The sequence below is a fragment of the Leptospira koniambonensis genome (genome assembly GCF_004769555.1).
Taxonomy (GTDB): domain Bacteria; phylum Spirochaetota; class Leptospiria; order Leptospirales; family Leptospiraceae; genus Leptospira_B; species Leptospira_B koniambonensis.
This window is the reverse complement of record NZ_RQFY01000012.1, coordinates 339917-352912: the sequence shown is the minus strand read 5'-3', so window position 1 is coordinate 352912 and position 12996 is coordinate 339917. Positions and strand designations below refer to the sequence as shown.

Genomic DNA, 12996 nt, shown 5'->3' with positions numbered 1-12996 from the left:
CCCCAGCGGTTTTTTTCCTTTTCTATCTTTCGAATCAGTAAACCATCGTCCTAGAATGAAAGCAGTTTTGCGAACCCGTATCTATGAAGAAGAACAAAAGTCTCAGTTTGAGTTTCCGGCAGGAAGAGCAGAGACCAAGAGCGATTGCGGGAATTATAAGTTTTCCTTTAAATTAGTCAAATCCCCTGGAAAATCCACGTATGCTCCCGTTTTAGAATGGATAGCAGAAAGAAGGCCTCCTGCTGGTTTAGAACTCCTTACCTTCGAGTGGGAACTTCCCTCTCATGGGATCAAAGAAGGTAAAATTTTCAGACATGGATACCAATCCTGGAGTCTCTCCGCCGCTGAAAATTTAGAAGACGCAGATGTTTCTCCTAAATTAGGATTTTTGCAATTCTCCCAAGAAAATATTTATTCGGAGCATGCAGGAGAAGAAGGCAACTGGATCTCAGAAGCGTATGTAATCCTTTTACCTAAAAACGAAGACTCTAAATTTTTTGCAGGAGCAGTTTCCAAAGGAGAAGAAGGAGTTAAGTTTAAGATTTTAACTTCACCTTCTTCCAAAAAGACAACTGATAATTTTTTCAGCGGAGATATTAGAGTAGTATATGATTTTTTCCGCTTCGAAGATTTTAAAGGAAATAAACTCCCTCTTACTCAGATCCGTGTTTCCAAATTCACAGGCGACGAAGCGATCTTTATTAAAAACTATTTTGCTGAACTTGCAAAAAATCTAAAAGTTAAACTACCTGAGACTCAGGTCCCAACCGGCTGGTGTTCTTGGTATCATTATTATACCAAAATTTCTGAGAAGATCATTCTTCAAAATTTGAAAGAACTTAGATCCAAAAATTTAGGATTAAAAGTTTTCCAAATAGATGATGGTTACCAAGCAGAAATTGGAGACTGGCTAGAAACAAACGATCGTTTCCCTGGCGGAATGGGTTTACTTGCAGAAGCTGTTCGTTCTGAAAAATTAATCCCTGGGATCTGGCTTGCTCCATTCTTAGTTCGTAAAAAATCCAAATTTTTCCAAAAATTCCCAGAAGCGGTCCTAAAAGACAGAGACGGAAATCCAGTACCTGCACTTTGGAATCCAAATTGGGGTGTGGATTATACTTATAGTTTGGATGTGACCCACCCTGCTTCCAAAGAATTTTTAGCCACAGTTTTCAAAACGATAGTAAAAGAATACGGATACAAATATCTAAAACTGGATTTCTTATATTCTGCATTACTGCCCGGCTGGACCTATGACAGAAGCGTATCACCTCATACTCGTTATGCGGATGCAATCAAGTTCATTCGAAAAGTAGTCGGAAAGGATATATTTATCCTAGGCTGTGGAGCACCAATGCTTCCTTCCGTTGGACTATTTGATGCAATGAGAATTTCATGCGACGTGGCACCTTTCTGGTACAGAGAAAAATCCAGGATCTTAGTCAAGGATAGAAACGGACTCTGCACCGAAAGAGCACTCATTAACGATATCACCAGAGCTTCTATGCATAGAACACTTTGGCTAAATGATCCAGACTGTCTTTTAGTTCGTAAAAAGAAAAACAGCATGACAGAGGCCCAAACAAAAATTATGGCAAGTATCATGTCTGTATCCGGAGGAATGTTATTTGTCTCTGACGATCTTTCTCTCGTAAATGAAGACAGACTTGAATTATTACAAAAAAGTTTAGCGCTCCAATCTAAGTGTAGAGGCAAAACTCCTCTTCCAGTCGGGCTCGGAACTGAGTTTTTCCCGAGCGCTCTCTACAATCCTTCCGGTTATTTAGGGATTTGGAATCCAAGTGATGAGAAAAAAGAGATATCACTCTCTCTCTTCTTCCCTTGGGACAAAAAGAATTCTATAGACTATTGGACAGGAAAAAAACCTGACTCCTTAGAGATAGATTCCCGTAAAAAAAATCTCAAAATTGAAATGGAACCATGGTCCACAGTGGTCCTATATTCCGGAAAACAAAGTTGACTCTTACTGAATTCAGTAAGAGAATAGGCGCGAACGTGTCAGAAACTTTCTTCCAAAATTCGGAAGATCAAAGGCGAGGTACATCAATGAAATTTTTTCACAAAATTCTGGGAACAGGCTTACTTACATTTGGTATCCTACTCTCCCAAAATTGTTTTTTAGATACGGTATCAAAGTCAATCTCGGATTCTGCTTCGAACTCACTTCAAAGTATTTCTAATGCTGTGGTCTCCGTTGTTTCTTCCGTTTCCTCTTCTTCTAAAGATTCGGCGGCAGAAAAGAAAGGATATAAAAGAGATGTGGAAAATCTAACTGCATTCTATTTGCAAACTGGATCCACTCGTTCTTCTGAATTTGAATCTGACTTAGCAGAACTCGCTTCTAAAAATGGAGTGATCAACTGGAAAAATTCAGAGAGCACTTATGTTTCCATAGGAAGAGGACTCAAAAAAGCAGGAGTGAGCGAAGAAGGTTTTAAAAGTTTTGCTGCAAACGTAAACTTCAAACCTGAGATCGCAAAGGCTTTGGAAAGAGGCTATCTTTCCCTTTAATTTGAGATCGAGTGCGCGAAAGCGGTCGGCAGTCGGCCGCTTTTTTCTTCTTTTTTTACTTTTTCCCTTTTATAGCCTAAGCTCTGAAAACAGTTATATAGATTTCATCTATGTGAATGCAAATATTGGGCAGTCCAGCGGAGGACATTCCGCACTTAGATTCGATGATACAGTCATCCATTTTCAATATTACCCTGACGAAATATTCAGAGTAGTCCGTGAATCCTACGAAAGATTTTCTTATTCTTATAATACGTATTCCAATCGAACCAGTAAAATAGCGCGCGTAGCAATTTCAGAAAAAGATCTAGACAAAATCAGAACTGGTTTTGAAAAACTTGCTTTGATCCAATTCAAACATATTAAAAATTTAGAATCTATCCGAGCAGATGTACAATTTTTAAAAGAAATTATTAGCCCAGGAAAGAATATCCACATCAGAACATTTGGTTATTTCAAAAAAGAAGAAGGAGCCGATCTTTCTTCTTTAAAGGAAGAATTAAACTCTTCATTTGGCAAAGGTTGGCTCGGAAAGTTACGAACACAGATCAAAAAGGAATTAAACTCTGCACTTGTCGAAGAAAAATTTACAGTATTCTCAGAAGCACCAGCTGTCCAAAACGGAACTTATCCATTCTATAAAGAAGGAATTTCATCCTGGTTTCTGCCTAGATTAGAAAAACTTTCCGTTTTAGAAATACTGGATTTGGGATATTCTTTAAATCCTGAAACGATTTTTCTTTCTTCCGGAACCTCTTTAAATGAAGAAGAAAAAGGTAAACTTATCTCACTACGTGACTCACTCAAATATTCCATCGTAGAACTGATCAAAGAGGAAAATTCGCACTGGGGTCATAGTGTATTAGTCAATCTCGCAAGATATTTAGTTTTGGAAAAGAGTATAGAAGAAGGTAAACTTTATTTCTTAATTACCTTTCCTGAATCGGCTTATCAGATCGCTCCCACCACCTGGTCCAAGGACAAAAAAAATGTAGAAGCAAGTTCAGATCTATTATTAGAAGCATCTAAAAATTTTAGAGAAGAAAGAATAAAATCAGAAAATCTAACAGAAGAAAATTATCTCACCTGGGAAGATTTAGAAAACAGGGACTGGGAATTAAGAACAGGTTTAAGTAGAGGAATTTCAATCCGAAATACGTTTGATAGACTATCTCCAGACCTTTCAGGGAATTTTGTATTTTCTTTTCCGACTCCAGAACCTGAAATTATCTCGAAATATTTGGCCCGCTCCGAAAAAGCAGAATCTGCATATTATGAGAATCTAAAACAATTTTATACGTTCAAACTCATCACTAAAAACTGCACTTCTGAAATTTTTGATTCTTTAGAATTTATCTTAAACGAACAGGAATACCAAAACATTCTCGGAAAAAGAATAGATCCTCATTCTTCTCTCACTTTTATTCCGTTTATTGCCTATGATTCTATCACTGAAAAATGGAATGTAAAAGAGGAAACCTTAGAACTTTCTCATAGAAAAGTGGCTCTGGAAAAATTATATGAATCGAATTCCAAATGGAAAACGTATCTAAAAGAATCCAATGTATTCAGTTCCAGTATTTACAGAAGTAATCCGGATGATTCTTCTTTTGTATTTTTTACAGATGATGTAGTCTTACTCAGGCCAGTTTATGGGATCGTAAACTTAGGCTGGGGAATCGGTAATTTTACTTTAGGGATATTTACTAGCCCATTCGACAAAGGAAAAAGAGTAATGAATGGGTTGAATTCAGTATTCTTCTCTTTGCCCGAATTAGTATTTTTTAATATCCGAAAAGGCACCTTTCCAGGAGCAAAACCAAATCGTTCTGAAAGAAAACTAGAGTCTCAGAAGTAGATAGCTAGAGTCATCTCTGAATTCTCTAGTAGGCAAACTTACCTTGCTGAAAGTTCTGATCGCTTCTTGGTAATCTTCGATGCCCAGACCTTTTTTACGGACATCTTCCAACTCTTTGAATAGAGGACTAGAAAGACTGTTTAAAAGACCATCACTATATAAGAATAAAACATCTCCGGATTCGTAGGGAATCTCATGAGACTCAAATTCGAGAGCATCCATGATACCAAGTAACTGTCCTGATTTTTCGTTTAAAAGTTTTTGTCCTGCGGCCTGGTATAAAACAGGGAAAGGATGTCCTCCCCTCGCATAACAGATTGTCTTTTTTTCCAAATCGATCACTGCAACCGCAGCAGTTAAACTATGAGTTCCTATTTCTTGGGAAAGTTCCAGATTCATTCTTTTCAGAACATTAGAAGGGTCCTGGCTTTCTTTATATGCTTCTCTTGCTATACTGGTCATAAGAAGTCCGATAAGCCCAGAAGTTACTCCGTGATCCTCGATATCACCGAGTAGCACCATCACCTTGTTCCCAATTTTAGAAAGAACGTAAAAGTCCCCACTCACGAAAGAAGCAGGAGTATTGTCCACTATAACTTCCAAAGGAGAAATTACTGGAACAGAAAGTATCTTTTTTTGGATCTTAGAGGCAAGCCTCAAATCTCTCATGATATTTTCATCCCTCGCTTCCTTCTCCTTTAGCAAAGTATAATAATCCAATGCTCTTTGGACTGCGATGCGAACTGTCTGGAGAGAGAACGGTTTTAAAAGAAAATCGGAAGCCTTATGAGTGAGAGAAGTCACCACATTATTGATATCCCTTTCCCCAGTCATCATGATGACCTGGGTAGCAGGAATCAAATTTTTGAAATAAGGTAGGACGTCCAACCCGCTGGTTTTTGGCATGTGAATGTCCAGAAAGACAATTGGGTTGGATTCTTTTTCGAAATATTCCTTACCCTTCTCCACGGAATCGAAAAAAGTAGAATTGTAACCTAATTTGGAGAGAAGAATTTCTAGAGCTTCTCCTACGTCCCGATCGTCGTCTATGATCAGAATTTCAGGTTTAATCGTAATTGATGTCATCTAATCGATCCTAGAAAATTCCCTGGTCTCGGAAATTCTGGCAACCATAGAATCATAGTGTTCGTCGAACAAGGATTTTTCGAGAAATGGATTTGTCGCGGACACCATTTCTCCATAACTCCAAGAGTATACTGCAGAGGTCTGGCGATCTAAAATTTTTCCGGAATGGATGGCTCCGGAGAGAGATCTCAGATTTTCTTTTTTAAAACATCTGAGTAGTGCTCTAAATTCTCCTTCTTTTTCTGGAGATAAATATCTGAAATTTTTATGAAATAAAACTGCATCGTGAAAATATTCAGGAATATTAAAAGCTCCCGCTGCCCCGATCTTTCCGGATAGCAAACGGATAAAAGAAGTGATCTCGTTCATTATGTTCAGGCCCGGATATTCTTGGCCTTCGAATAATTTTTTCTTTTCTCCCAATTTTCCGAGCCTTACGTTTTGGCTTAATAACCAATCTATATAGATCATGGGAAAAGATTCGTTTATCTTTTTGAAAAGAAAGTCTGAGAACTTCAAACGCATATGAACTAAAATTTCGTTCTCTTCAGTTTTAATATAAATACGATTGTCTACTTCTGAAATTCCTTGGATCTCTAATTTAGTTTTTTTGAATCCTCTGAACTCTAACATTTCGAACATTCCAGATTGTTCCAAAAGTTCGTGAACTTCCTTAGCGGAGAATCGATTGAATAGAGTATCTTCTATCCCTAAATGTGTTTTGAATTCTCTATTTACGTCTATAAGGCCTAATGCCTCTGGATCGATATAACTCTGACCCGATGTGGATTTATCTGAACCGGAAAATATACTCATGTAATTAAATTAAGGAGGCGAAAACCCTGATCGTATTAAAATGGATACGAACCGTGTCGTGGAAATTCCTTGCATAACCACCTGCTGGCATGACCACTACAGGAATATCCAAAGAATCCGCAAAAGTTTTTACCATTTTATCCCTTGCCTTCAACCCATCGAAAGTAAGCTTTAGATCACCTAAAGAATCATCTTCGAAAGGATCCGCACCCGCGAAATAATAGATCAGATCCGGTTTGAATTCTTTTTGGATCTTATCCAAACCTTCTTGCAAACGGGAAAGATATGTTTTGTCGTTGGTCCCGTTTTCCAAAGGTATATCCAGATTGGACTTCTCTTTTTTAGGATATAACTCTTCTTGGTGCATAGAAAAAGTCCAAACCGAAGGATCTCCTTGGAAAATTCTAGCATTCCCATTCCCTTGGTGAAGATCGAGATCTATAAATAAAACCTTTCTTTCAGGATATTTTTGCAGATAAAGTTTCGTCGCGATTGCAGCATCATTTAGATAACAAAAACCTTCTGCACGATCCGGCATACTGTGGTGAAATCCTCCACCGATATGATATACGTATTTATAATTTTCGGTCATCTCAGTCGCGAGAATGGTTCCCCCCACTCCTAGACAAAAACTTCTGACCATAGTTTGGTTGAGGGGAAGTTCCGAATACATGGTCCGATCCGTATATCTCAAATTCATAAAATCTGAAATGAATTCAGGAGTATGGACTAGGCTTAATTCTTCCTCTCCGACCGGGGCCGGTTGGAGGGCAGGCAAAGAAGAAAGTTTAGGATCTTCCTTGACTTGATTGTATATCATTGCGTATTTACGTGCGGGGAATACGTGAGGACCAAGGTCCATATTGTATTCCGGATGATAAACTAGAGCGAGCCGTTCTAACAGTTGGCGCAATTGGGTGTGCCTTTTTTTTCCCAAGCTTACCCTTCGGTTTCGCCCCGTAAAGAACGAAATAGCATTCTTAAATACGTCCAAATTTTCGGAGGTTCCCATTCATGTTTAGCCCGGAAAAAAAAACCAAAATGGTCTGCACCATTGGCCCTTCTTCCTCAGATGAAAATACTATCACCGCACTTCTCCGAGCCGGAATGGACATCGCGAGAATGAATTTCTCTCACGGCACTCACGAAGTTCACAAAAAAGTTTTTGAAACTTTGCGAAAATGCGAATCCGAGTCCGGCGTTCCTCTAGGCATCATGGCGGATCTACAAGGACCAAAAATCAGAACCGGAAAACTCCGGGTTCCCAAAATCGAATTAGAAAAGGGAAACAAGATCAGACTTTTACCCGACGCGGAATACTTAGGAGACTCCGAGGCGGTCGGCACTACCTACCCTGCCATGATAGAAGATCTTCGTTCGGGAGACAAACTATTAGTAGATGATGGTAAACTCGTACTAGAAGTTGAATCCAAATCAAGCAAAGAAGCCGTTTTAAAAGTTATAATAGGAGGAATTTTAAAAAGCAACAAAGGAATTAATTTGCCGGGAACTCCTATCTCAGCACCTGCACTTTCTGAAAAAGATCTATTAGATCTTAAGTTTGCATTAAATTTGGGAGTGGATTACGTCGCATTAAGTTTCGTAAGAAGAGCTTCCGACTTAGAGCTTGCTCGCGAAATGATGAGAGGAACCCAAACAGGGCTCATTGCTAAAATAGAAAGACCAGAAGCAATCCGTAATATAGACGAAATTTTAGAAGCAGCGGACGGGATCATGATCGCAAGAGGAGACCTTGGGGTCGAAGTGGAAACGGAAAGAGTTCCGGTTTTACAAAAAGAACTCATCTATAAAGCAAACCGTGCAGGCAAACCTGTAATCACCGCCACTCAAATGTTAGAATCCATGGTGGATAATCCAAGACCTACCAGAGCAGAAGCAAGTGATGTCGCAAATGCAGTTATGGATGGAACAGATGCAGTCATGTTATCCGGAGAATCTGCGAGTGGAAAATATCCAGTAGAATCCGCTGAGATGATGGCAAAGATCCTAAGAGAAACAGAAAACTTAGATCGGATCTATGAGATACATTGGAACTTAAAAAAATCCGAATTAGAAATAGAAAGAGCGGCTCTCGGTTCAGCAGCGAGAGAGATCGCACATAGCATCAACGCAAAAGCAATCGTGAATTTTACAAGAAGTGGATATTCTGCGCTGATCACTTCGGAAATGAGACCTAAGGTCCCTATCCTTTCTTTTACTCCTTATTTAGCGACTGCAAGGAAGATGAAATTATATCGTGGTGTTCAGCCTTACGTGATGCCATTCATGGAAACTTTTTTTGATATGATCCGTTATATGGAAAATAAACTCCCCGAAGATGGGATGTTGGTCCAAGGGGATATCGTTGTTATTCTTTCCGGAGCGCCGGGCGGAGAAGCAAAGTCTGTAGACTTTTTACAGATCTATAAGATACGATAATTTTTAAAATAATTAGGAGGAGGAAATTCGATTTTTTGATTCTTCCTTCAGTTTTAAAATCTTATTATGAACCTCTCTCGCATTTTCAATAAATGCTAAGCAAGGAACCGACTCCCCTTTACGTCCAAATAGATTTGTGTTTCCGAAAAAATTAAAATAAGCACCTTTATCTCCTAAAAATATTGATCCCTTTCCATTGCCACTTTCGGATAAACTTATTTTTGATAGGTCGGATAACCAATATGTTTCCACTTTGCGTGTTATAATAATATCAGATAATATAATAATACGTCTATCTGTGATCCCGTATATTGTCCGAGAACGAAAGAATGAATCCACGAGGAAACGGCCTACTGTAATATAAACACCAGCGAAAACAAATAATAGAGAGAATAATGAAAACGGAAAAAAAAGATTATTTTCGAAGTCTCTAAATAAAGTAGAAAATGCAAAACTTGCCCAAACAATAGAAAATGGAATAAGGAAAATATCGCTGGATACGAATTTGATTCCTCGATCCGGAACTCCAGACCATAAAAGATTTTCGTCCGTTACAAGCTCCCTGCGTAATAATTCTTCTTTATTAAAGCTTTTTTGCTGCATGTAAATATTATCTTTTTTTATCCAAATAGAGCCTATAATTTCCAAAAAAATTCACTATTTTGGACTAACGGTGGTGCTATAGGGAAAATTTACTTTGCCTTCTAATATTTCTGCCAATACGGATTTTAACTCGAAGTAGGAAGGTAATTCAGGATACGCAATATTAGAAGTAGAATGTTTGGCAGCCCCTTCTTCTATACTATCCATTCCGATAATATATTTGAAACCCCCTTCTTTTAAAATTGCAGAGGATTCTAGATTTATATTTTTCAAATGTTTTCCGCTCTTATCGAATACCGAAAAAACATAATAATAATACAGTTCTCCGGTTTTAGCAAAACCTTCCTGAGCAACTATCATATAATCTTTGATAGCAAAAGTATCGAATCGAAAATATTTCAAATTAGAAATACGAGGATCTTTAGAAGTATTCCTGATCTGAGCCAGGCGTTTTTTATACTTCTCCGCTTCGTCGAATTTTTCCTGTCTATATAAGTTTTCTATCAAGTAGCTGACAGTGGCATAATTTTCAGGATCCAATTTATAACAGATCTCGAAATATTTTTGAGAATTCGCTAATTCTCCTTCGTTAAAATAAAGACCTGCAAGACTATAATTCGCCCTCAGATCATCCGGATCAATTTCTAAGGCCTTTAAAAAATAACTCTTCGCTTTGGACGGTTGTCTTTTTTCTGCATAAACGGCACCAAGCATACTCAGGGCCTTTTGCGCCTTTGGATCCAATTCAATACATTTTAAGAATTGTTTCTCTGCCTCGTCTATCTTACCTGAGAAATAGAGTGTTGCTCCGTAGTAATCATAGTATTTTGCTTCTTTAGAATTGGATCGGATTGCTTTTTCAAAGTATGTTAAGGCTTTTTGATCCTCTTCTAATCTGAAATAACTGAAACCAATCTTAAATAGTAAAACATCATCTTCCGGCCTTTTCTTTTCGAATTCAAGAAGGATCTTTAATGCGGATTTATAATCCTGATTTTCGATCAGTCGATCTGCTTTTTCGTATTCCGGCCTGGAAATTTCTTCAGAAAAGATCTCCCCTGAAGATAAACATAAGGAAAAGATAATAAACAAGGATAGTTTAGTAAAACGGATCGACCATGGAAATGAATAAGATTGTTTCAAGGTTTACCTACCTGTTTCATATATCTCTTTTAAATCAGTTCAGGACACTATAGTAATTGGATCCCGGAGTCTCCAAATTCCTTGAGGACTTCTCTTGAGATCCTTGCCTTTTGATTTCTTTTTTCTTTGATATGAGTAAGATAACGAAGAGAGAATAACACTCCACCTTCTTCTACATTCATGTATACGATTGGTGTGGTCTTTCCTAAGCGGACCAAATAATTTTTGGAAAGTTCTCTGACCGAATAATCCATTTTATGTTGGTCTATGATAGATCCATTTTTCAGAATTCCATTCAGGATTTTTTCGGCAGCTTCCCAATCAGCACTATGCGGGATCTTAATCCTGAATTCGTCCCATACGAATCCCATTTTTTCCTTCACCACATATACTTTATGAAGAATGATCGTATGATTTGGAAGATGCACCAATCGATTAGTAGATTGTTCTGATTTAGGATCGGGACTTAGCTCCATCAAAGTAAAACGATTGATCCCTATATTGACCACGTCCCCTTTAATACCTTCGATCTCGATCCTATCCCCTACTTCAAAACCGTTACTACCGTGAATAAGCAACCATCCCACATAATTCAAAGTAATATCTTTTAAGGAGATTACGATACCGGCTCCAGCAAGACCCATCACAGTAGGAAGATAAGAAAGGCCAGAAAAAATTACGGGCAGAAGGGACACTGCTCCCACAACCACAAACAAGATCCGAGTCACTCGCCTACGATTATACCTGACAGAATTATCAGCAGGAGGACTGATCCGATCGAAACTTAAAACGAAAGTTTTATAAACGATCACCAAGGTTAGGATAAAATATGCGACCAGAACGAACTCTTCCGTGATAGTTCTTTCCTTCGAATTCAGAAGGGAGATCGGATTTATGAGCCGTAGGATTTCTTCCATGATGAGAGAACCCAGGCTAAAGAAACTCTAAGCCAAGGCAAGGCGAATTCTAATCCATTTTCTTCTGCTTTTTAAAAGCAGAAGCGATCTCCTCCAGCTCAATTGGAATATCCCAAATTGGATTTCCTGGAGACTGAAGAAGAACAAATCGGACTGAGTTGCCCACATTCTTCTTATCATGAAGAGTATGTTTTGCTACCTGAATGGACTTACTTTTATCGTGATACGGAAGATCGTATGCTTTCAGGATTTTTTTAAGACCTTCTATCCAGGAAACATCCAGTCCTTGTTTTTCTGCAGAAAGAATGATCGCAGTCAAAAGGCCTATGGAAACTGCTTCGCCATGAGAATATCTTCTGTAATTCGTAAGAGATTCTATTGCGTGAGCAGTAGTATGGCCCAGGTTTAAAACTTTTCTTAGACCGGTTTCTCTTTCGTCCTGGGAAACTATATTAGCCTTATATAAAATAGAACCAATGATCAGTTCCAAGAGTTCTGGAGAAGTATGGTCATACACAGACTTATCGTTCGAACTGACCTTTTCTAGATATTCTCCTCCGGATAAAAGACCGTGTTTTACGATCTCTGCCATTCCACATCTCCATTCTCTTTTAGGTAAAGTGGACAATGCGATCAAAGGCAAATATACAAACTCAGGTTGGTAGAAGGAGCCGATCATGTTTTTCCCAAGATCAGCATTCACTGCTACTTTTCCACCCACAGAAGAATCTACAGAAGCAAGTAAGGTTGTAGGGATTTGAGCAAAACGAATTCCTCTTTGGAATGTAGAAGCGATAAATCCTGCGAAATCACCTACAACTCCGCCACCCAATGCAAGGATCAAACTTTTGCGGTCTGCCCCAAGCTCGATCAGTTTATTATAAACTTCTGCAGTGCGGAGAATATGTTTATTCTTTTCCCCACCTTTGATATAAATTTCGTGATGTGGAATTCCAAGACCCGAAAGTTCCGATTCGTAAAATTTGGAAAATAGTCCTGAAAGTTTTCTTTCCGTAAGTATAAATATGGAAGAAACGGGATAAAATCTTTTGATCGTTTCTCCAAGACCTCTGAAGTCAGAGTGGATTTGGACTTTATATTCTTTTGAAAATGCTCTGATCTGTACTTCCCGAATAGGATTCATTTATCATATACCCAATGGCTTCGTATAAAAGGAGCCGGTTTGTATTTTCCGGAAGAAAGAAAATCCTTAATATCCGGTCTTATATCCATTTCTAAAACCGCACCCAAAGGAAAATAGCCGAATCCTGTGATTGCCTTTTCTTTCGAGTTCACTTCCGGATCCTGTTTTTTAACGGTGGCTAAGAATACTAACTGAAGAAGATGACGATTTCCCTTAGGGTCGATTGACTCATTCAAAAATAGAAAATTTGCACTGGTAATATCTAAAGAAAGTTCTTCTTTCAATTCTCTTTTCAGAGCGTCTTCTGCACTTTCTCCGAATTCTATACCACCGCCAGGCAATAACCAATAATAGGCATCCTTCTTTTTTTGCTGCAAAAGAAGGATCTCTCCCTTACGGTTTCTGATCAAAGCGGCCACTCGGACCCGCAAACCTTTCTTTTTAAAAAAGAATTCCAT

Annotated in this window: 12 protein-coding genes; 4 read left to right on the top strand and 8 right to left on the bottom strand. The window is 38.4% G+C overall.

Going from position 1 to position 12996, the window contains the following annotated elements; translation table 11 throughout:
• Positions 1-55 precede the first annotated feature (55 nt).
• The 3 genes from EHQ52_RS19515 to EHQ52_RS19505 all read left to right on the top strand — a co-directional run bounded on the left by EHQ52_RS19515 (position 56) and on the right by EHQ52_RS19505 (position 4390).
• Positions 56-1981 carry a glycoside hydrolase family 36 protein gene (locus tag EHQ52_RS19515; RefSeq protein WP_135617035.1) on the top strand — a complete coding sequence of 642 codons (1926 nt, stop codon included), beginning with the start codon at positions 56-58 and terminating at the stop codon, positions 1979-1981.
• A gap of 86 nt (positions 1982-2067) precedes the next feature.
• The gene (locus EHQ52_RS19510; protein ID WP_135617034.1) at positions 2068-2532 is read left to right on the top strand and encodes a putative lipoprotein; all 465 of its coding nucleotides are present in this window, start codon (positions 2068-2070) and stop codon (positions 2530-2532) included.
• A 112-nt stretch (positions 2533-2644) separates the two neighbouring features.
• Positions 2645-4390, top strand: coding sequence for a hypothetical protein (locus EHQ52_RS19505; protein ID WP_244244963.1), 1746 nt, complete (start codon positions 2645-2647; stop codon positions 4388-4390).
• Here the strand turns inward: EHQ52_RS19505 and EHQ52_RS19500 are convergent.
• Genes EHQ52_RS19500 through EHQ52_RS19490 form a run of 3 tightly spaced genes read right to left on the bottom strand, consistent with a single transcriptional unit; the run spans position 4373 to position 7154 of the window.
• Complete coding sequence (locus EHQ52_RS19500; RefSeq protein WP_135617032.1) at positions 4373-5476, bottom strand: SpoIIE family protein phosphatase; 1104 nt, start codon at positions 5474-5476, stop codon at positions 4373-4375. The genes EHQ52_RS19505 and EHQ52_RS19500 overlap by 18 nt on opposite strands.
• Positions 5477-6292, bottom strand: a complete 816-nt coding sequence (locus EHQ52_RS19495) for a hypothetical protein (RefSeq protein WP_135617031.1) — start codon at positions 6290-6292, stop codon at positions 5477-5479.
• A 4-nt stretch (positions 6293-6296) separates the two neighbouring features.
• Positions 6297-7154: a histone deacetylase family protein gene (locus EHQ52_RS19490; protein ID WP_425269411.1), complete on the bottom strand. Its 858-nt coding sequence runs from the start codon at positions 7152-7154 to the stop codon at positions 6297-6299.
• Positions 7155-7306: 152 nt separating this feature from the next.
• Here EHQ52_RS19490 and pyk point away from each other — a divergent pair, with 152 nt between their 5' ends.
• Entirely contained in the window at positions 7307-8731 is a 1425-nt protein-coding gene (gene pyk, locus EHQ52_RS19485) for a pyruvate kinase (protein WP_135617029.1), read from the top strand.
• A 12-nt stretch (positions 8732-8743) separates the two neighbouring features.
• Here pyk and EHQ52_RS19480 read toward each other — a convergent pair whose 3' ends face one another.
• From EHQ52_RS19480 to EHQ52_RS19460, 5 genes are read right to left on the bottom strand one after another with little or no spacing between them, the layout of a single operon-like run.
• Positions 8744-9334, bottom strand: coding sequence for a hypothetical protein (locus EHQ52_RS19480; RefSeq protein WP_135617028.1), 591 nt, complete (start codon positions 9332-9334; stop codon positions 8744-8746).
• Between the two features lie 54 nt (positions 9335-9388).
• On the bottom strand, positions 9389-10477 hold the full coding sequence (locus EHQ52_RS19475) for a tetratricopeptide repeat protein (RefSeq protein ID WP_135617027.1): 1089 nt from the start codon (positions 10475-10477) through the stop codon (positions 9389-9391).
• A gap of 47 nt (positions 10478-10524) precedes the next feature.
• Positions 10525-11394, bottom strand: a complete 870-nt coding sequence (locus tag EHQ52_RS19470) for a mechanosensitive ion channel family protein (RefSeq protein WP_135617026.1) — start codon at positions 11392-11394, stop codon at positions 10525-10527.
• A gap of 49 nt (positions 11395-11443) precedes the next feature.
• Positions 11444-12538 carry a 3-dehydroquinate synthase gene (aroB, locus tag EHQ52_RS19465; protein ID WP_135617025.1) on the bottom strand — a complete coding sequence of 365 codons (1095 nt, stop codon included), beginning with the start codon at positions 12536-12538 and terminating at the stop codon, positions 11444-11446.
• Positions 12535-12996 carry an NUDIX domain-containing protein gene (locus EHQ52_RS19460; RefSeq protein WP_135617130.1) on the bottom strand — a complete coding sequence of 154 codons (462 nt, stop codon included), beginning with the start codon at positions 12994-12996 and terminating at the stop codon, positions 12535-12537. The genes aroB and EHQ52_RS19460 overlap by 4 nt, the downstream gene beginning before the upstream one ends.

Coding starts and splice junctions, on each gene's coding strand:
- EHQ52_RS19480 (WP_135617028.1), bottom strand. CDS start 9,334: ATGCAGCAAAAAAGCTTTAATAAAGAAGAATTATTACGCAGGGAGCTT.
- EHQ52_RS19490 (WP_425269411.1), bottom strand. CDS start 7,154: ATGGACCTTGGTCCTCACGTATTCCCCGCACGTAAATACGCAATGATA.
- pyk (WP_135617029.1), top strand. CDS start 7,307: ATGTTTAGCCCGGAAAAAAAAACCAAAATGGTCTGCACCATTGGCCCT.
- aroB (WP_135617025.1), bottom strand. CDS start 12,538: ATGAATCCTATTCGGGAAGTACAGATCAGAGCATTTTCAAAAGAATAT.
- EHQ52_RS19460 (WP_135617130.1), bottom strand. CDS start 12,996: ATGGAATTCTTTTTTAAAAAGAAAGGTTTGCGGGTCCGAGTGGCCGCT.
- EHQ52_RS19500 (WP_135617032.1), bottom strand. CDS start 5,476: ATGACATCAATTACGATTAAACCTGAAATTCTGATCATAGACGACGAT.
- EHQ52_RS19510 (WP_135617034.1), top strand. CDS start 2,068: ATGAAATTTTTTCACAAAATTCTGGGAACAGGCTTACTTACATTTGGT.
- EHQ52_RS19495 (WP_135617031.1), bottom strand. CDS start 6,292: ATGAGTATATTTTCCGGTTCAGATAAATCCACATCGGGTCAGAGTTAT.
- EHQ52_RS19470 (WP_135617026.1), bottom strand. CDS start 11,394: ATGGAAGAAATCCTACGGCTCATAAATCCGATCTCCCTTCTGAATTCG.
- EHQ52_RS19515 (WP_135617035.1), top strand. CDS start 56: ATGAAAGCAGTTTTGCGAACCCGTATCTATGAAGAAGAACAAAAGTCT.